General features: G+C 34.9%; 16 protein-coding genes and 3 tRNA genes. 6 read left to right on the plus strand and 13 right to left on the minus strand.

Annotation, left to right across the window (positions count from 1 at the left end; genetic code table 11):
* Window positions 1-530: 530 nt before the first annotated feature.
* Window positions 531-1,205 (minus strand): SCO family protein, encoded by a 675-nt coding sequence (locus ACIEHO_RS09825; RefSeq protein ID WP_406971587.1) that lies wholly within the window; start codon window positions 1,203-1,205, stop codon window positions 531-533.
* A 161-nt stretch (window positions 1,206-1,366) separates the two neighbouring features.
* Here ACIEHO_RS09825 and rseP point away from each other — a divergent pair, with 161 nt between their 5' ends.
* The 3 genes from rseP (at window position 1,367) to ACIEHO_RS09840 (ending at window position 2,989) form a co-directional block, all read left to right on the plus strand.
* On the plus strand, window positions 1,367-2,713 hold the full coding sequence (rseP, locus tag ACIEHO_RS09830; RefSeq protein WP_406971169.1) for an RIP metalloprotease RseP: 1,347 nt from the start codon (window positions 1,367-1,369) through the stop codon (window positions 2,711-2,713).
* Between the two features lie 73 nt (window positions 2,714-2,786).
* Window positions 2,787-2,860: transfer RNA gene (locus ACIEHO_RS09835), tRNA-Asn, on the plus strand.
* 57 nt (window positions 2,861-2,917) lie between these two features.
* A tRNA-Arg gene (locus ACIEHO_RS09840) sits at window positions 2,918-2,989 on the plus strand.
* Between the two features lie 246 nt (window positions 2,990-3,235).
* Here ACIEHO_RS09840 and ACIEHO_RS09845 read toward each other — a convergent pair.
* From ACIEHO_RS09845 to ACIEHO_RS09855, 3 genes are all read right to left on the minus strand, one after another.
* Window positions 3,236-3,364, minus strand: a complete 129-nt coding sequence (locus ACIEHO_RS09845; protein ID WP_406971589.1) for a T9SS type A sorting domain-containing protein — start codon at window positions 3,362-3,364, stop codon at window positions 3,236-3,238.
* Between the two features lie 75 nt (window positions 3,365-3,439).
* Entirely contained in the window at window positions 3,440-3,784 is a 345-nt protein-coding gene (locus tag ACIEHO_RS09850; RefSeq protein WP_406971171.1) for a VOC family protein, read from the minus strand.
* A 26-nt stretch (window positions 3,785-3,810) separates the two neighbouring features.
* Window positions 3,811-4,812, minus strand: coding sequence for an NAD(P)H-dependent glycerol-3-phosphate dehydrogenase (locus ACIEHO_RS09855; RefSeq protein ID WP_406971173.1), 1,002 nt, complete (start codon window positions 4,810-4,812; stop codon window positions 3,811-3,813).
* A 131-nt stretch (window positions 4,813-4,943) separates the two neighbouring features.
* On the opposite strand from ACIEHO_RS09855, the gene ACIEHO_RS09860 reads away from it, so the two are divergent.
* Entirely contained in the window at window positions 4,944-5,903 is a 960-nt protein-coding gene (locus ACIEHO_RS09860) for a nicotinic acid mononucleotide adenyltransferase (protein ID WP_406971175.1), read from the plus strand.
* 74 nt (window positions 5,904-5,977) lie between these two features.
* Here the strand turns inward: ACIEHO_RS09860 and nadD are convergent, their stop codons facing one another.
* The 4 genes from nadD to ACIEHO_RS09880 all read right to left on the minus strand — a co-directional run bounded on the left by nadD (window position 5,978) and on the right by ACIEHO_RS09880 (window position 8,260).
* Window positions 5,978-6,556 (minus strand): nicotinate (nicotinamide) nucleotide adenylyltransferase, encoded by a 579-nt coding sequence (gene nadD / locus ACIEHO_RS09865; RefSeq protein ID WP_406971177.1) that lies wholly within the window; start codon window positions 6,554-6,556, stop codon window positions 5,978-5,980.
* A gap of 10 nt (window positions 6,557-6,566) precedes the next feature.
* Window positions 6,567-7,154 carry a guanylate kinase gene (gene gmk / locus ACIEHO_RS09870; protein ID WP_406971179.1) on the minus strand — a complete coding sequence of 196 codons (588 nt, stop codon included), beginning with the start codon at window positions 7,152-7,154 and terminating at the stop codon, window positions 6,567-6,569.
* A gap of 16 nt (window positions 7,155-7,170) precedes the next feature.
* The gene (locus tag ACIEHO_RS09875; protein WP_406971181.1) at window positions 7,171-8,028 is read right to left on the minus strand and encodes a YicC/YloC family endoribonuclease; all 858 of its coding nucleotides are present in this window, start codon (window positions 8,026-8,028) and stop codon (window positions 7,171-7,173) included.
* A gap of 150 nt (window positions 8,029-8,178) precedes the next feature.
* Window positions 8,179-8,260: transfer RNA gene (locus ACIEHO_RS09880), tRNA-Leu, on the minus strand.
* A 144-nt stretch (window positions 8,261-8,404) separates the two neighbouring features.
* Here ACIEHO_RS09880 and ACIEHO_RS09885 point away from each other — a divergent pair.
* A complete protein-coding gene (locus tag ACIEHO_RS09885) occupies window positions 8,405-9,346 on the plus strand; it encodes a ribose-phosphate pyrophosphokinase (protein WP_406971183.1) in 942 nt (313 codons plus the stop codon).
* Window positions 9,347-9,402: 56 nt separating this feature from the next.
* Window positions 9,403-10,047 (plus strand): 50S ribosomal protein L25/general stress protein Ctc, encoded by a 645-nt coding sequence (locus ACIEHO_RS09890; protein WP_406971185.1) that lies wholly within the window; start codon window positions 9,403-9,405, stop codon window positions 10,045-10,047.
* Between the two features lie 527 nt (window positions 10,048-10,574).
* Here ACIEHO_RS09890 and ACIEHO_RS09895 read toward each other — a convergent pair.
* From ACIEHO_RS09895 to ACIEHO_RS09915, 5 genes are all read right to left on the minus strand, one after another.
* Window positions 10,575-11,207 carry a response regulator gene (locus tag ACIEHO_RS09895; protein ID WP_406971187.1) on the minus strand — a complete coding sequence of 211 codons (633 nt, stop codon included), beginning with the start codon at window positions 11,205-11,207 and terminating at the stop codon, window positions 10,575-10,577.
* Between the two features lie 22 nt (window positions 11,208-11,229).
* Window positions 11,230-11,682: a retropepsin-like aspartic protease gene (locus ACIEHO_RS09900; protein ID WP_406971189.1), complete on the minus strand. Its 453-nt coding sequence runs from the start codon at window positions 11,680-11,682 to the stop codon at window positions 11,230-11,232.
* Entirely contained in the window at window positions 11,645-14,203 is a 2,559-nt protein-coding gene (locus ACIEHO_RS09905; protein WP_406971191.1) for a CHAT domain-containing protein, read from the minus strand. Before ACIEHO_RS09905 ends, ACIEHO_RS09900 begins: the two co-directional genes overlap by 38 nt.
* 30 nt (window positions 14,204-14,233) lie before the next feature.
* Window positions 14,234-16,186 (minus strand): DUF7849 domain-containing protein, encoded by a 1,953-nt coding sequence (locus ACIEHO_RS09910; RefSeq protein WP_406971193.1) that lies wholly within the window; start codon window positions 16,184-16,186, stop codon window positions 14,234-14,236.
* 293 nt (window positions 16,187-16,479) lie between these two features.
* Window positions 16,480-17,466: a hypothetical protein gene (locus ACIEHO_RS09915; RefSeq protein WP_406971195.1), complete on the minus strand. Its 987-nt coding sequence runs from the start codon at window positions 17,464-17,466 to the stop codon at window positions 16,480-16,482.
* Window positions 17,467-17,485: the final 19 nt, after the last annotated feature.

The following is a 17,485-nucleotide window of genomic DNA, read 5'->3' on the forward strand; positions in this document are numbered from 1 at the left end:
ATCTTTTACTTTCTGTCATTCCTGCGAATGCAGAAATCCGGCAGTAATAAGTTTCGACCTATAAAAGTTCTGGCTCTTTTTTTAGAAAAAGTAAAAGGATGCCACTACAATCCCTAACGCAACCACTGCTAACTATGTCATTATTGTATATATATAACGTTTTTACTCGCTTTTAAGTTAATATAGTATATAAATGTGCCAGATCTGTTGTTTTCAACCTGATTGACAGTAGCTTATCTTTGCATCATAAATAATTACATAATGTAATGTGCCTTAATAATAAAATGGATATTGATGAAAACTTGACAAGGCAAATTACATTTTAACTTTTAAAGAACGTAAAAATTTTAATATGAAAACAAGTAACAGTAGCAGAAACAGTATAGCAACGGAAAGTAAAGTTGGTACAAAAACGAAACAATTTAGCAATGCAAGTTCATTAGTTTGGAACAATAAAAGACGTTATAAATAATTAAACATCAAATTACAAAAAAGCTCTTTTTTTAAAGAGCTTTTTTTATATGCAATAATTAGTTTTGGTATTCTTCTTTCAAAATAGCAATATCATTAAGTAGTTGCTCAATATCTTCAGTATTAGTGCCATCATAAAACCCTCTTATCTGCCGTTCTTTATCAATTAGCATAAAGTTTTCGGTGTGAATCATATCGTAAGGCCCGTCAAACGGATTGTCCTTTACGGCCAAATAACTTTTTCTGGCCAAATCGTAAATTTGTTCTTTATCGCCAGTTACCAAATTCCATTTTTTGTCGTTCACACCTTTTTTTAAAGCGTAACGCTTTAGTTGTGCAACACTGTCAATTTCTGGAGTTACGGAGTGTGAAAGCAACATCACCTCGTCATCGTTTATTATTTCCTTTTGAATGTCTACCATGTTGTCGGTCATAATGGGGCAAATGGTTGGGCAGGTCGTGAAAAAGAAATCAGCTACATAAATTTTGTCCTTATAATCGTTTTGAGTTATGGTTTTTCCATTTTGGTTGGTCAACCTAAAATCGGCTATTCTATGATATTTTTTTTTGTAATGAAGCGTGCTGTCTACCAATTCTGTACTTACCATAGTTGGTTGGTAAATAGGTAACGGGTGGTAAACATTTAGGGTGTTGTAAATTAAGAATACAATAATCGCCGAAATGGCTAGAAAAACAATGGCAAATAGTTTGTAGTCCTTAAAAAACGATAACATTGAGATATAAATTTCCACAAAAATACAATGAATTTTCCGTTGTAAAAATTGAAGCCTGTCTTAAATTACAGTTAAAAATGCAAAGCATTCCTCGATTGTCTTTTATAAAGTTGGTTTAAAAGCTTACTTTTGTGCGATTATAAAAAATTGTTAGACTATATATGGAGTTTGTTATAAAAATATCTCAGTTTTTAATGAGCCTTTCTTTGCTAATTGTTCTGCACGAATTGGGGCATTTTATCCCGGCGAAGGCTTTTAAAACTAGAGTTGAAAAATTTTACCTGTTTTTTGATGTCAAGTTTTCGTTGTTTAAAAAGAAAATAGGCGACACTGTATATGGTATTGGTTGGTTGCCGCTTGGGGGTTATGTGAAAATTTCGGGAATGATTGATGAAAGCATGGATACTGAACAAATGTCGCAAGAACCACAGCCATGGGAATTTCGGTCAAAACCTGCATGGCAACGTTTAATTATTATGTTAGGTGGTGTAACGGTGAATTTTTTATTGGCTATTTTAATATACATTGGAATGAGCTTTTTTTACGGCGAAAGTATTCTGCCCGTTGAAAACATAAAAGATGGTTTGGATATAGAAAGTACAGTGGCCAATAAGGCCGGCTTACAAACAGGTGATAATATTTTGGCTGTTGATGGTGAAAATATTGAAACCTTCTCGCAAATTTCTGAGAAAGTATTGTTTGGCAAAGAGATATTGATTGAAAGAGATGGTGTAAAGTCGACCATCCAAATGCCCGAAGATTTTCTTGCACAGCTAATGGATTCTAAGGAGCGAGGCTTCATCAATTTAAGACAGCCATTTGTTGTAATGGAAGTGCCAGATACTTCTTATAACATGGCCAGTGGGTTAAGAAAAGGTGATCTTCTTTTAGCTTTGGGTGATTATCAAACCAAATACGCCGATCAAGTAAAAGATGCATTAGACGACTTAAAGGGCCAAGAAGTAACAGCCATTGTAAAGCGAAAAGACGAAAATATAAATTTACCTTTAAAAGTAAGTGAAGATGGTAAGTTGGGTGTTGTTTATGCTAGGGCATCAACCCCAGAAACCCTAGAAGCTTTAGGGTATTACGATTACGAAACCAAAGATTACGGTTTTTTTGAAGCGTTTCCTGTAGGTTTAAAAAAGGCTAAAGATAAAATGACATCCTATTGGGATCAACTCGGAGCTATATTCACCCCGAGCACAGGAGCCTATAAAGGAGTTGGAGGTTTCAAAGCTATTTACGATATCTTTCCTAGTTTTTGGAGCTGGCAAGTATTCTGGAGTATTACAGCGTTTTTATCAATAATGTTGGGCGTGCTAAACCTACTTCCTATACCGGCATTAGATGGTGGCCACGTGATGTTTTTACTTTATGAAATGGTGTCGGGAAGAAAGCCTGGTGATAAGTTTATGGAGTATGCCCAAATGGTGGGGTTCTTTATTTTAATAGCATTGGTTTTATTTGCTAATGGTAACGATATATATAAAGCTATATTCAATTAAAATTTTTTAAAAAAGTTATTGCGATAACTAAAAATATATATATATTTGCGCTCGCAAAAGCGAAACAATACTTTCCTCAGTAGCTCAGTTGGTTAGAGCATCTGACTGTTAATCAGAGGGTCGCTGGTTCGAGCCCAGCCTGAGGAGCAAATAAAGACTTTACAGAAATGTAAGGTCTTTTTTGTTTGAAGTAATATTTTTAACGGCTCCATAGTTCAAGGGATAGAACAAGAGTTTCCTAAACTTTAGATCCAGGTTCGAGTCCTGGTGGAGTCACTAAAAATACTGGACTTTCCAATCACAGGCTTGTTGCTTCAACAGGTCTTTTTTTATTCTATACTATTTAATGGGAATTTGCAACTTACTTTTTATAAAAAAGCAAACCTAAAGGTGTTGATTATACTAAAAACATACAATCAATTGTTTACAAGACTTTAGGTCAAGTAATTATTTTCTGATCTAACTTCTATTTAAAATTTTAAGTTGTCGGTTTGTACTTAAATCCAATATAAACTAATAATATTATTTCTTAATTAGCTTTTTAAAGGCTAGACCGTTTTGTCCAATTATTTTAACCATATAAACACCAGAACTAAGGTCGCCTAGTTCTATAATAGAACCTTCAGTAGATTTTATACCCTTATGCCATATTTATTTTGCTGTTTTTGGGTTCCTAGCAGAATCACTAGTTTTGAATAGAATTAAACGAATAATTCGAGAGTGCGTTTATTTATCAGACCAAACAGCCAATTCATTGCCAGAGGGGTCAGTAAAATGAAATCTTCGCCCACCGGGGAATGAGAAAATGCCTTTTGAAATAGCACCTTTAGCTTCTATAATTTTACTTTTTATCAGGTTAAGGTCTTCATGGTACAAAACAACCAGTGCGCCGTTTATAATTTTATGATCTGTTTTTTCAAAACCCCCTTCAATTCCGCTATGTGAGAAAGCGACATACGTGGGGCCATAATCTGTAAAACTCCAGCCAAAAGCTTCGGAGTAAAATTGTTTGATTTCCTCCAAGTCATTGGCCTTAAACTCAACGTAATTTATATGGCTGTTTTTAGGCATAAAGAGGTTTTAAAGTATTAAAAATATCAATCCAACTTTTCAGTTAGTTTTTTAAAAACCTTTTTAGGGTTTTTGTTTTCGTAAAGAATATCGTAAACCGCATTAATAATAGGGGTTTGTGCCTTTTTATTATTTTTTTCGTTAAGTAAATAAGCACTTTTTGTGGCGTAATAACCTTCGGCAACCATACTCATTTCCATTTGAGCTGATTTCACAGTATAACCCTTGCCAATCATATTGCCAAACATACGGTTTCGCGAAAACACCGAGTAGCCCGTTACCAGCAAATCGCCCAAATAAGCCGAGTTGTTAATGTTACGTTTCATTTTATGCACCTTTTTAATGAAGCGCTTCATTTCACGAATGGAATTGCTCATCAAAACACTCTGAAAATTATCGCCATAACCCAATCCATGTGCAATTCCAGCGGCGATGGCGTAAATGTTTTTCAGCATTACAGCATACTCAACTCCAATAATATCATCGCTGGTTTTGGTGTTTATGTAATCGCTACTCAAATTTTCCGCAATGGCTTTGGCTTTGGTTTCATCAGAACATGAAATAGTTAGGTATGATAAACGCTCCAAGGCTACTTCCTCTGCATGGCAAGGCCCAGCAATTACGGCAATGTTGTCGTAAGGTACTTTATAAGCTTCGTGAAAATGCTCGCCCACTAATAAACCCGTTTCTGGCATAATACCTTTTACGGCAGACACTATAATTTTATTTGAAATATCAACATTAAGTTTTTCAAGCTCGCTATGTATAAAAGCTGACGGGATAACAAATATTAAAACATCGGCATATTCTGCAATTTCATTAATGTCGTTACTTAGTTTTAGTTGCTCTAAATGAAATTCTACCGAACTTAAATAATTGGGGTTATGTTGCTCTCTTAAAAGATGTTCTTTGGTGTAAACACTGCGCATGTACCAACCAATTTCATCTAAGTTTTCGCAAAGCATTTTTACAATGGCCGTAGCCCAGCTACCTGCTCCAAAAACCGCATATTTTAATGGTTTATCCATAAAATTTAAAATGTTGTTTGTTCAAAAATACGCAAAATATTACTCATTTTTTTCATTGCAAAATATTGGCCGTTTGTTTTTTGGCACGCGTTTTGAAACTCTGTAACTAGAAACCCTAAAAACGTTTGATTATGAAGACTATAAAAATACTATTAAGCTTTGCTTTATTCGCTACATTATTTACTTCCTGTTACCGAGAAGTTATTGTAGAGGAGCGGGTAATCGTAGATGATTATGTAGAACCAGGAATATCAGTAAATCAATTACTAGCTTCTTACGAGTTATGGTATGTTGATATTAATGAAACCTTGGGTTATGGTGAAACCCCGTTTTTACAAAAAGCGTTTACTATCTCGTTTAGAAACGGTGTGGTTTATGCAAACAATAATATTGTAGGGTTGGGTAATAGCGGAAACGGTTTTGGTATTGACGTTGGGGAATACGAAGCATACGATATGATACTTGATGTTTCGCACGATATTGATGGGTTTTCAACCTTTGATGTTTATGAAATAGATTATAATACCATTGAATTATATAATCCTAATAATGATACGTCTTACTTTTTGGAGGGTTACCAACGCTCTAATTTTGATTATGATTTTATGTTCTATGATAACATCCATTACTTTCTTCAGGAATATGAAGCCTGGGAAAAAACATATACTAGTGATTATGGTGCTTTAAATGAATTTGATAACGAAAACTATTTGCAGTTTTTAGCGGGAGGAAACGACTCTACTTTTAGAAGTTCGCAAAACGAAATAGGAATGAATGCCATGGATTTATACTGGGATTATACTGGAATTTACGGTGTAGATAATATTGCTGGAGATGATTATTTAAAAACTTTAACATTAGATTATGATTCTTGGGGCAATGAATATTTTGAATTGAGCGTTATAAATGACGGAAAGATAGAATTGTTCCACCCAGCATCTGAAACGGTTTATGAATTTGAAGGCAGAGGATATATTCAATATTTAAAATCGGGAGATTCAAAAGGAAAAACTAAAACGCCTAAAAATGAGATGCGTAAGTTTAGAAAAGAAAAAGTAGACAACCCGCGAGAAAATACTAGGGTTAAATAAAAATTTTGGTTGGTTATTTAGTTTAGGAACCGTTTAAAGCATTATGTTTTAGGCGGTTTCTTTTTTTATTTGAATTACTTATAAAAATTCATTTCATCCAGATACTTCCAAACATGTTTAGGAAGCATGGGTTGTACATTTTTGCCAGCCTTTACCGATTTTCTAATAAAGGTTGAGGACAGTTCCATTATTGGTGCATCAATCAAGTGGATTTTTTCATGGCCATCAAATTGAGTTTCTATTTTGTTTTTGGAAATACGTGGATACACGTAAATATGATGATTTTCTAAAATAACCTCATAATTTTTCCACTTGTGAAAGCTCTTTAGGTTGTCCGCTCCCATAATTAGTGCAAATTCGTGATCAGGAAATTTTTCTTGTAAATAAACCAACGTGTTTATCGTGTAGTTGGGCTGAGTTAAGTTAAACTCGATATCACTGGGTTTAAGCTTGGAGTAATCTTTGGTGGCCAGATATACCATTTCCAAACGTTGGTAATTATCTAAAAGTGTGCTTTTCTTTTTAAAAGGATTGTGCGGTGTTACCACAAACCATACCTGATCGAGGTCGGTATGCTCTGCCATATGGTTGGCAATTACTAAATGACCAACATGTATAGGATTAAAAGAGCCAAAAAATAAACCTACTTTCAAAATATTTAATTTAGGAATTTATAAAATCTTGAACTTTGTTGTGCGCTTCCTTTAATGCATTTTCCAAATCATCATTAATAATAATAGTGTCGAAAAGGGGAGCTGTAGCTAGTTCTGCTGATGCTTTGGCAACGCGCATGTTTATTTTATCTTCGCTTTCTGTTTTACGTTTTTTCAAGCGAATTTTTAGTTCGTCAATACTCGGTGGTTTTACGAAAATAGCCAATGTTTCTTCAGGGAATTTTCTTTTTATTCGTAGCCCACCAGATACGTCAATATCAAAAATAACGTTTTTACCTTTTTCCCAAATGCGCTCTACTTCGGTCTTTAAAGTGCCGTAAAAATTATCGCGATAAACTTCTTCCCATTCTAAAAACTCATCATTCTTGATTTTGCTTTTAAATTCTTGGGCAGATAAAAAGTAATAGTCTTTACCGTTAACTTCTGTGCCTCGCTTTTCTCTGGATGTTGCCGATATTGAAAATTCTAAATTTAAATCGTCCAATCCAAGTAAGTGCCTCACTATTGTGGTTTTTCCAGAGCCTGATGGTGCCGAAAACACAATAAGTTTACCTTGTTTTTTACTTTGTTGATTCAATATTCTAAACTTTTTGTTAAAGTACGTTCAATAATTGTTCCTTTATTTTTTCCAATTCATCCTTCATTTGCACCACCAATTGCTGCATGGGCGCATAATTACTTTTTGATCCAATGGTATTGATTTCGCGACCCATTTCTTGACTGATAAAGCCTAATTTTTTTCCGTTGGATTCTTTTGAATTAATGCTTTCTGTAAAATAATTGAGGTGGTTTTTTAGGCGTACTTTTTCTTCGGTAATATCAAACTTTTCAATGTAGTATATCAATTCTTGCTCAAATCGGTTCTCGTCGTATTTCTCTCTTAATTCCTCAACGCCTTTTAACAAGCGTTCGCGAACGGCCTCAACGCGCTCTGGGTCAATAGCAATTACTTTTTCAAGTATGTTGTCTATAGATTCAACGCGGTTATTAAAATCTTTTTCAAGTACCTTCCCTTCATCCAAACGATGGTTAATTAGGTCGTCCGTAGCGTTATCTATTTCGGCTTCAATGGCTTTCCATTCGTTTTCATCAATTTCTTCTCGAACTGTATTTAGAGCATCTGGAAAACGAACAGCCATTTTTAAAAGTTCAAGTTCATCAGCAGTCACAATCTGTTTTAACTGAGCCATGTATTGCTTTACAATGGGAGTATTGATTTGCGTTGAAGTATCGTCGGCTGTGGTTTCCACATAAATTGAGAAATCTATTTTTCCCCTAACCAGCTTATTGGCAAGTCTTTTTCTAATAGCTAGCTCTTTTTCTCTGTAAACAGAGGGCATTCTTGCATTCAAATCCAAGTTTTTACTATTCAGGGATTTAAGCTCGATTGTTATTTTTTTTGTGGGAAGTTGCAATACAGATTTTCCGTAACCTGTCATCGAATAGATCATAAATGCGTTTTTTAAGAGGTACAAAGGTAATTATAAAACCTGAGTGATAGAAAATTGAATGAAAAATGAAATATTTAATTTTAAAAAATTAAAGTAGGCTTGAAAGTAATCAATAAAAAAGCCTTTAAATAATATTAATTAAAGGCTTTGTACTCAAGGTGGGAATCGAACCCACACTTCCGAAGAAACTGGATTTTGAATCCAGCGCGTCTACCAATTCCGCCACTTGAGCAATTTTGGACTGCAAAAATATATAATTTTTCGATATTACACACAAAAATACCTAGCAATATACTTTTTAGGTTAAAATAAATACATAAATTTGCACCTCATTTAAAATAAGGTTTGATTTTACACCAAAAACAACAAAGTAACCATGCCTATTGTGATAACAGAAGCTAAAATTTTCGCATGTACACAAAGTAAAGTGCTCGGCGAAAAAATTGCAAAAGCCTTCGGGGCCGAGCTGGGCAATGTTATTACCTCTACATACAGCGATGGGGAATTTCAGCCATCCTATGAAGAGTCTATTCGTGGTACGCGAATTTTCATTATTGGCTCTACAAATCCAGGACCAGAAAACTTAATGGAAATGCTGCTAATGATTGATGCAGCAAAACGTGCATCAGCAAGGCATATTACAGCGGTGTTACCTTATTTTGGGTGGGCAAGGCAAGATAGAAAAGATAAACCCCGAGTGCCCATTGCAGCCAAGTTAGTTGCAAAAATGTTAGAGGCAGCGGGTGCAACCCGTATTATTACGATGGATTTGCACGCCGATCAAATACAAGGGTTCTTTGAAAAACCGGTTGACCATTTATTTGCTTCAACTGTGTTTTTGCCATATCTGAGAAGTTTAAATTTAGATAATTTAACTATTGCATCGCCAGATATGGGAGGTTCAAAAAGAGCCTATGCCTATTCAAAAGCGTTACAAAGTGATGTTGTTATTTGCTATAAGCAACGTGCCAAGGCCAATGTTATTTCCCATATGGAACTTATAGGTAATGTTGAAGGCAAAAATGTGGTTTTGGTAGATGATATGGTAGATACTGCTGGAACCTTAACTAGAGCGGCCGATTTAATGATGGAACGTGGCGCACTTAGTGTTAGAGCTATTTGTACACACCCCATATTATCTGGAAAAGCTTATGATAATTTGAATAATTCAAAATTAGAAGAGTTGATAGTAACAGATTCTATACCTGTAAAACCTTTAAGTGATAAAATTAGGGTTATAAGTTGTGCAGACTTGTTTGCCGAGGTTATGGAGAAAGTACATAATAACAAATCTATCAGTTCAAAATTTGTAATGTAGTTTAATGAGCAGCTACATAAAAGAAGAGTAATAATTAATAACTATAAATTTTAAAAATGAAATCAATTACAATCAACGGATCTCAAAGAGAAAGCGTGGGCAAAAAAGCAACAAAGGCCTTACGTAATGCTGGTCAGGTTCCTTGCGTATTATACGGAGGAGACAAGCCAGTACATTTCTCTGCACCAGAATTGGCTTTTTCTAAACTTGTATACACAGCAAATGCGCATACAGTTGTGATTGAGCTTGACAATGGTACAACTTTAAGCGCTGTACTTCAAGACATTCAGTTTCACCCAGTAACCGATAGAATTTTACATGTAGATTTCTATCAGTTATTTGATGACAAAGAAATTTCACTAAATATTCCTGTTCGCCTTGTAGGTAACTCAAGAGGTGTTAAAAACGGTGGTGTTTTAAGAAAAAACAACAGAAAGCTACGTATAAAGGCTTTACCTGCTAGCTTACCAGATTTTATCGAAATCGATATTACACCATTAAAAATTGGTGATAATGTTTCGGTTGGCGATTTGCCAAAAGATGGTTATGAGTTTTTACACTCCGATAATACTGTTGTTTGTCAAATTAAAACTGCAAGAACAGCTATCCTTGATGATGAGGATGAAGAAGAAATTGAAGGAGAAGAAGGAGCAGAAGGAGCAGAAGCACCTGCAGCAGAAGCACCTGCAGCTGAAGAGTAGATATTTATTTACTTTAGGATTAAAAAAAAATCTCTTGGAGTATCAACTTCAAGAGATTTTTTTGTGGTAGATTGTTCTTAACTCTGCTAACACAATAAAAATTACTAACTAAACTAAATAAAATAAGCAAATATATTAATGGAGATAATTGCAATGACTAAGACTACTAATCCAATGACACAAAATTTGGTTAGAAAATTATTCTTTTTTTCCATTAAGGCGTCCATGTTTTATTGATTTTTAAATTTTAAATACTCTGCACCATTATGGTGCAGAGTCCTTAAAAAATCCTCTCTCAAAAGAATTAATTAATAGCACCATAAAGATAGGTTGAGCCGTTAACAAAAAAAATACGCACTTCTACGTAATTTTAATCTACTATATATTTCATTAAAAAACTGAAGGCTCTAAATCATTACGATTTAGAGCCTTCTTTAATTCTCCCTAAGAACTAATTAATAGCACAATAAAGATAGTCAATATATTCGTTACAAAAAATACGCAGTACTACGTATTTTTATAATCAACTAAAAATATTTTTTGTTTAAGTTGGCCCAAATGGAAAGTGATGTGGGTTTATTGTCGAGGTTTAACTTGTGTACAATGTTACTTCTGTGCTTATCTACTGTCCTTATAGAAATGGAAAGTTCGTTTGCTATTTCTTGACTCGTCATGTTTTCAGAAATCAATTTTACAATTTTTAATTCAGATTTGGTAAGGCATTCTAAAATTTCTGGTTTTTGTTGTAAGCCACTTGTTTTTAAATAATCTGCTATTTCTTCACTAAAATATTTAGTTCCGTTCTTTACGTGGTCTATGCACGTTTCTATTTCCTCAATAGCAAATTCTTTTAAAATATAACCATAAACGTTATATGCCTTAGCCTTGTCGTAAAGTTCTTCTTCCTTGTCAAAAGTTATCAAAATAACCTTAGTGGGCAATTGATTTTTTTTACAGTCTTCGGCAATCTCTAAACCTGTTTTAAGCGGCATTCTAATATCAAGAATAGCAATTTCGGGTTTAAATTTCACGATAAGGCTATATGCTGTGTTGCCATCTTCTGCACTGCCAACAATATGGTGCCCTCTTGAGGTTAAAAAGTCCGTGAGACCGCGAAGCATAAGCGGGTGATCGTCTGCTATGACAATAGTGTTGTTCATTAAAAACCTAGAGAGAGATTAATTAATTTGTTTTTAAATATAAATATTTCTTTTGATAATCAATTACGGCTTTTGCTTTTTTTAAAATATCTGCGCCAATTATACCATCAACAGGTTTGGAATTATGTTCCGTAAGTGCTGTATTAACATGCGTTAGATTGAACAAAACCAAAACCACTTTGTTGTTTGACCACTTTCCTATTTTTATTTTATTCTTTTTAGACATTTTGGTCTCCATATTTATGGCGCCAGCCCCAGCAGCTTTTATAATGGAGTCTTCGGCTTTTAGCTTAAAGGTTTCAATGCCTTCAAAGCCAACGCACGAGCTTGAAGCACCCGTATCTAGAATAAACCGTCCTTTTTTGCCATTAATTGAAGCCTTGATTTCAAAGTGGTTGGTCTTTGTAAGGTGCAGCTTCACTTTGGTGTATCCTTTTTCAATAAGAAATTGTTGAAGTGACTTGGTCTCGCTCATTTTTACGGTTTTTAAAGGATAAAAATAGAGCAATAGAAACAATTAATATCCCAAAAAAGATATAAAATAGGGGGCTATTTGGCTTTTCGGGTTCTAATGAACCATAATAAACAAAAGCGCCCCAATAGTAAGGTGATTTTTTGGCGTTGCTTATGGAAGCGTTTTTGAGATAGTCAATTTTAGATTGGGTGTTGGCTATAAATACCGATTGGTTTTCACTAAAATTTTTGTAGAACGATTTCATGATTTGAGACGTGGATAAATCGTTTATTTGCCAAAGCGAAAAAAGTAGATTTTGTACGCCAGCATATTGAAAACCGCGCGCTATGCTCATGGGGCCTTCGTCTTTATAGAAGTTGCCCAATCCTGTATCGCACGCACTTAAAACCGCTAAATTGGCGTTGAGGTCAAGGCTATATAGTTCATTTATAAAAATATCGCTATCGTAAAAGGAAAGTGCCGCAGGGCGAGCGTGCGTAGAGAGGTGCAAAATGTTGTAATCATTACTTTTTTCAATGAAATTTTGTTTACTGGCATTGGTGTTCATTAAAATGTCTGCAGACATTTCATCTTTAATAATATTGGCTTCATTTTTTGAAAAATTAAGTGCTTGCTCGCTTCCTTCAAAAACTGGGAAAAAACCTAAAACAGTATTTCCGTTTAATGAGTTTTTGTTGTTTAAATACATTGTAATGCTGGAGTTGTAGGATATGTTTTGTGAAAATACCAAAAAGGGCATTTTAGAAAACGAGCTAGCAGAAGTTTCTTGAGTTAATAATGCTTCAAAAGGGATGAAGTTTAGAAAACCGTCTGCAATTATCATTACATTTTTATTCGAATTTATAGCCTTAAAATTCAATAGGCTATAAATGCCAAAGGCTTGTTTCGTAAAGCTTGAAATATTGTTATTGATAATCGATGAATTATAAAAAAGACTTATAAAATCTAATATTTCTTTTTCAACGGAAGGTGTTTTGGGTATTCTATTTAGGTCAATTTTATCTTGTGAAACTATAAATTGATATATGTTGTTTTTACCATAAAAATATTCAACTAAAGTCGCTTGGTCCTTTTTAAGTTTTTGCTGTAAGTCCTCTAATGAAAAATAGTTTTGGTCAGTTGAATACTGTTCTGAAATATTCTGTTTTAGGCGTTTTAATTCCAAACTGACATCACTTAGTTGTTTGTTGTATTGATTGATTTTCGAAACACGTGTATCGCCAAGATGTTCTTTAACCAATAAACTGGTAATATGTTCTTGTTTTTTAAGAAGGTTGAATTCTGTTTGTAAAAGTGCATCGTTAGGGAATTTCTTGAGGCGTAATTTTTTTAAAAACATGTCTCTTAATGAAGAAGCCTTACTATTTTCTGCATACTGAAGTGCTTTAAAAACATAAGATTTGTTGTTTGTTTTTTTAAAATTTCCAAACAGTATGTCAATGCACTTTTCACTTCTTACTCTATCGGCAGTTTGGTTTAATATTTTGGTTTCCTGAGAGGTCCAATTTTTGCGCAATAGCTGTGAAACATAAAAACTGAGGTCAAAATATTGTAAGGCGTTCTCTGGTTTTGTTTCGATTTCCGCATATAAATCAAAAATATCAATAAAGGTGTTTTCGGCGTATAAATTCGATTTTGAGGGAGGTAAACTGCCATTAAAATCAGAGATTAAGGTCTTTAAAGCCGCTTGTAAACTTTTTAAGGCCATGCGTTTTTTGTCCAACAACATATAAAGTTGAGCTTCTTCCAAATAAAGTTTTGATTTATAACGTGCAGACAGTTTATTGTTAGAAAACCGTTCGGCTTTCACTTTTTTAAACCATTCTAAGGCGCTTTCGTATGTTTTGTCCTGTAATGCTATCCTGTATTTTTTTTCGCTATCAAGCGGAATAGGGACATCTTCGTAGCTTGAAATCTGCCCAAGCGCGATTTGGCTATCGATATTTATTTTAATTAATTTTTGTTTTTGAAGCTTTGTACAATTTGGTTTTTCGGCATAGTCAGAGGTTAATTTTATAACCGTTAAATGCCTTCCTAAAGTCTGGTAGAGTTTTGCCAAATTAATGGCTCCGCTAATTTGGTGCTTACTGTTATTGGTTTTTTCAGCCAAAAAAATGTATTGTTTTATGGTGCTTTCGGCATTGGTATAATCCCCTGTTTTGGTGTATAAATTACCCAAAGGTTTCATACAACTTTCAATAATATCGAAATCCGAAATAGTGGAAAGTTCATGTTCATTAAATCGTTGCAATGCATCCTCAAAAATGGTAATGGCTTCTTTTAATTTTGAAGTTGAATTTAAATAATACCCTTTATGGCATTGTAAAAACACTAATGCCAATTGTTCGTCTTTAGTTTTTATTTGCTTTTTGAATTGAGCTTCTTGTTGATTTAAGGTATTAAGGGACGTTTCATTTTTGTTGGTGATAAAAGTTTCGGCCGCGACATAAATATCCTCTTCTAGGTTTTGGGAAAAACCGAAGGCAGATAAAAATAAAAGGAGCACAAAAAGATTATTCATTTTAAGTGAGGTGCCAAACGACACTTAGTTTTAGAATTTCCAAATGGCGTAAAACTGCCAATAGTTAAAATCGTTTTCAAAATTCATGATATATCTTGCACCCAAACTGGGTCCAATTCTAGCGAAACCAGCAGTGGCTTCAAACAATAAACCTGTACGTAAATTGGTAAACGATTTGCTTTCGCTATTGGTTTCTTCCATAGTGTTAAAAACAGGAGCATCGGGTTGAATACCTTCATATTGCTCGATAAAAATATCTTGCTGCTGCTTTTCGCTAATTGAAATGGTATTTTGTAAACCAGCACCCAAACCTATGTAATTGTTGACGTTGTAGCGCAATAAAACGGGAACATCCCAGTCGATGTTTTCATAGGAAGTATCTGTGGTGGTACGTTGCCTAAACCGAAATCCCGAAGCATCTTGCACAAATTCTTCTTCAGCTGTCGTATCTAATTCGTAGTTATGAAAGTTATTCATTAGCTCCACTTGCCAATACCAACGGTACGATTTGTAGGGCGACACCGTGGCCCCAAAAAAGTAGCTTTCGGAGTTTTTTAAATCGGAAAATGAATTGTAGCCAACCTTGGCTCCAATGGAAATGCCCGGCATAAATCGGGTCGTGGAGTAATTAGTGATAATCGGGTCGTTTTTATCAAAAATAATGGCCGTACGGCTTTTGGTTTTTTTCTTATGAAAATCTTTAGCAAACTTGATTTTATATTTTACAAAACCCTTGGTACTGTCGTACTCCTTTACGTTTTTTTGCTCACTACCTGGTAGGTAAATATTTTTGAATGTGAAAATAGCTTGTGTATCGGTAAATGCCGTGTCCAAACAACTGTAAAGCACCTCTCGTTTTGGGCAGATATCACATTTGGGGTACATGTCGGTGACCTCTAAAGTCGATTTGTCTAGCATGTCTGGAATGTCGGTTTCCAACCGAATGGTGCGCGCAGGCCCTTCGCCATTATTCTGAAATTTAATCTTGTATTTTAAGGTTTTAAAACGCACCAGTCTGTAATTCATAATAGTACCGTTTGATGACATTTTGTTGGGGTCGTGCGAGGTAACTATTTCCATTTCCATGTCTTTAACCTTGTGGTTGTCGTAATTAGCATCGGGCACGTAAACACCGCGAACCGAAATAATGGCACTGGTGTCTTTAACCATTTCAGGCGTGGTTTTTAAACTGACGAAAATATTGCGTTCCTCCTCAGGCTCCATACCATCAAACTCTAAAACTTGCCAGTTTCTGTAAAGTGATTGTGCCTCGTTTATTGTAGCTGGTAAATTCTTCCTTTCAGTAGAATCTTTTGGGATTTGTTGTTGTTCAATCTTAATATGACCCAATGAAGCCAAAAGAGTGTTTTCATCATTTATTTTATTGGTGAATGCAAACGCATCGGTTGAAATCGCTTTTTCATTATGATAAGTTCGGGTTTCTAATATTTTAAAGTTATCGGCTTTGTATTTAAGCTCATTGTAAAACAGATATAGTTTCCCGTTGGTCTCGTATGATTTGATGTTTTTGTAGCGCATAATAAGAACAAGTTCTTCTCCAGGTACAGGTTCGCGGTTGCGCTTTAAAATGAAATCTTCCGTCATGGTTGCGGTATCTTCATAATCGGCAGTTACTGAATTTACCGAAACCTTTTTTGGGCGCGTAGTTGGTGGTTTGCCTGTATCGTAATTATTGGTAGCCCATAATTTAACCTCGTATTCGCCTTTATTTTTGTAAATGTGCTGCGGATTTTCTTCGGAGCTGAAATGGCCATCGCCAAATTCCCAGTAATGGGTATAAAACGCTTTTGGAGCACCAGCTATTTGATTTAAGCGTGGTGTTTCTGGGGTGAAATTCACCTCGTTACCATTAGTTTCGGTCTTTATGGTGGCTGTTCTAACCAATGTGTCGTTAAGAATTTCTTGAGCCGAAGCACATAAAAAACTTGCCAAGGATAAAATAGTAAATATGTAAGTTTTCATTGTAGATTCAAGTTTAAAGGTTGATAAATATACGAAAAGAGGCGTTTAAGAATATACATGGCTATATTTTGATGTTTGAGGCAATGACAACAAAATTGGCCATTACAATCAAAACAATACAAATAATGATTATTATGTAAATAGCCCTTTTCATATGATTATATCAACTGAAGTTTGGTTTTGTTACCCTTCAAAAACGAAAAACCAGAAACACGAGGTTTCTGGTTTTAATAAGTAGGCTAACTATTTGGGGTTAACCATGTTTAAGTAGGTATTTGAAAATTGGTAAATATTTATGGTAATCCATTAATTATGGTTTCAAGTTGTGATTGTGTTACAATTGAAGTTTCGCCTTCTGTAATGGTAATAACACCGTTTTCAACAATAGTCACACCTTGTATGGCGTATTTCCAATCGTTTGCAGATTCTGTTACAAAGATTACATGGCATTCCAATCCGATAGGAATTTGCCCGTAGTGTTCGCTAAATAAACCATCTATTGGGTCATAAGTATCCAGGTTGGCCAAGCCTGCGTCTTCACCATCGTATGATAAAAACACCGAACAATTCGTATTGTCATATCCTTCTGGAACATCAACCAAAATTGTGGTTTTAGGTCTTGGATCGTTGTAAAAACGGTCTACGTTGCTCCAGCCAAAATCTCCAATAAAAGCATAGTATTGATTGCCTTCGGTAAAAACGCCACGTCCGCCTTGAGGTCCTGTTCCGTCTTCGTCTTTGACTTCTTCCCAGGCTAGGTCGCCATCTTCATCAATAGTCCCAGTCCATAAGATCATATCGTTGTCTGGATCGCCAGTTAATTCAGTTGGAATTCCCAATTGGATAGCACAAGAAGTTTCTAAGGTGGCACCGTTTTGTGTGGCTTCAACAAAAAACTCACCACCAGAAATTAATAGTGCTCTATCTCCGTTTGGCATAACGCCCATAGTTGGTTTGTTGGTTACTAGCATGCTTGCTTTGTCAAACAATTCAACAAATTCTAAATCTACTTGCCCCGTCACCGGATTTCCGTTTTCAGTTAAACAAGAACCGTTAATACCAATGGTTACACCATTTTCTGACGTTAAGTTTATCCAACCGTCCTCGGCGTTAAATTGAAAAGTTTGCGTTAGGTCTTCTAAGGCTTCGTCTTGTAAATTTTCAAAATCTTCAGCAGACGGGTAGAAAATAATGTCGGCGTCGTCGTTGTTTTTACTACAGCTTGTAAATACTAGAGCTGCTAATAATAATGTTCCTAAAATGTGTTTTAAATTCTTCATGATAAATGGTTTTAAATTT

Source organism: Flavisericum labens, assembly GCF_045446075.1.
GTDB lineage: Bacteria > Bacteroidota > Bacteroidia > Flavobacteriales > Flavobacteriaceae > Flavisericum > Flavisericum labens.

Coding starts and splice junctions, on each gene's coding strand:
- rseP (WP_406971169.1), top strand. CDS start 1,367: ATGGAGTTTGTTATAAAAATATCTCAGTTTTTAATGAGCCTTTCTTTG.
- ACIEHO_RS09890 (WP_406971185.1), top strand. CDS start 9,403: ATGAAATCAATTACAATCAACGGATCTCAAAGAGAAAGCGTGGGCAAA.
- ACIEHO_RS09885 (WP_406971183.1), top strand. CDS start 8,405: ATGCCTATTGTGATAACAGAAGCTAAAATTTTCGCATGTACACAAAGT.
- ACIEHO_RS09875 (WP_406971181.1), bottom strand. CDS start 8,028: ATGATCTATTCGATGACAGGTTACGGAAAATCTGTATTGCAACTTCCC.
- ACIEHO_RS09860 (WP_406971175.1), top strand. CDS start 4,944: ATGAAGACTATAAAAATACTATTAAGCTTTGCTTTATTCGCTACATTA.
- ACIEHO_RS09910 (WP_406971193.1), bottom strand. CDS start 16,186: ATGAAAACTTACATATTTACTATTTTATCCTTGGCAAGTTTTTTATGT.
- ACIEHO_RS09900 (WP_406971189.1), bottom strand. CDS start 11,682: ATGAGCGAGACCAAGTCACTTCAACAATTTCTTATTGAAAAAGGATAC.
- ACIEHO_RS09850 (WP_406971171.1), bottom strand. CDS start 3,784: ATGCCTAAAAACAGCCATATAAATTACGTTGAGTTTAAGGCCAATGAC.
- ACIEHO_RS09855 (WP_406971173.1), bottom strand. CDS start 4,812: ATGGATAAACCATTAAAATATGCGGTTTTTGGAGCAGGTAGCTGGGCT.
- ACIEHO_RS09905 (WP_406971191.1), bottom strand. CDS start 14,203: ATGAATAATCTTTTTGTGCTCCTTTTATTTTTATCTGCCTTCGGTTTT.
- ACIEHO_RS09915 (WP_406971195.1), bottom strand. CDS start 17,466: ATGAAGAATTTAAAACACATTTTAGGAACATTATTATTAGCAGCTCTA.
- ACIEHO_RS09895 (WP_406971187.1), bottom strand. CDS start 11,207: ATGAACAACACTATTGTCATAGCAGACGATCACCCGCTTATGCTTCGC.
- ACIEHO_RS09825 (WP_406971587.1), bottom strand. CDS start 1,205: ATGTTATCGTTTTTTAAGGACTACAAACTATTTGCCATTGTTTTTCTA.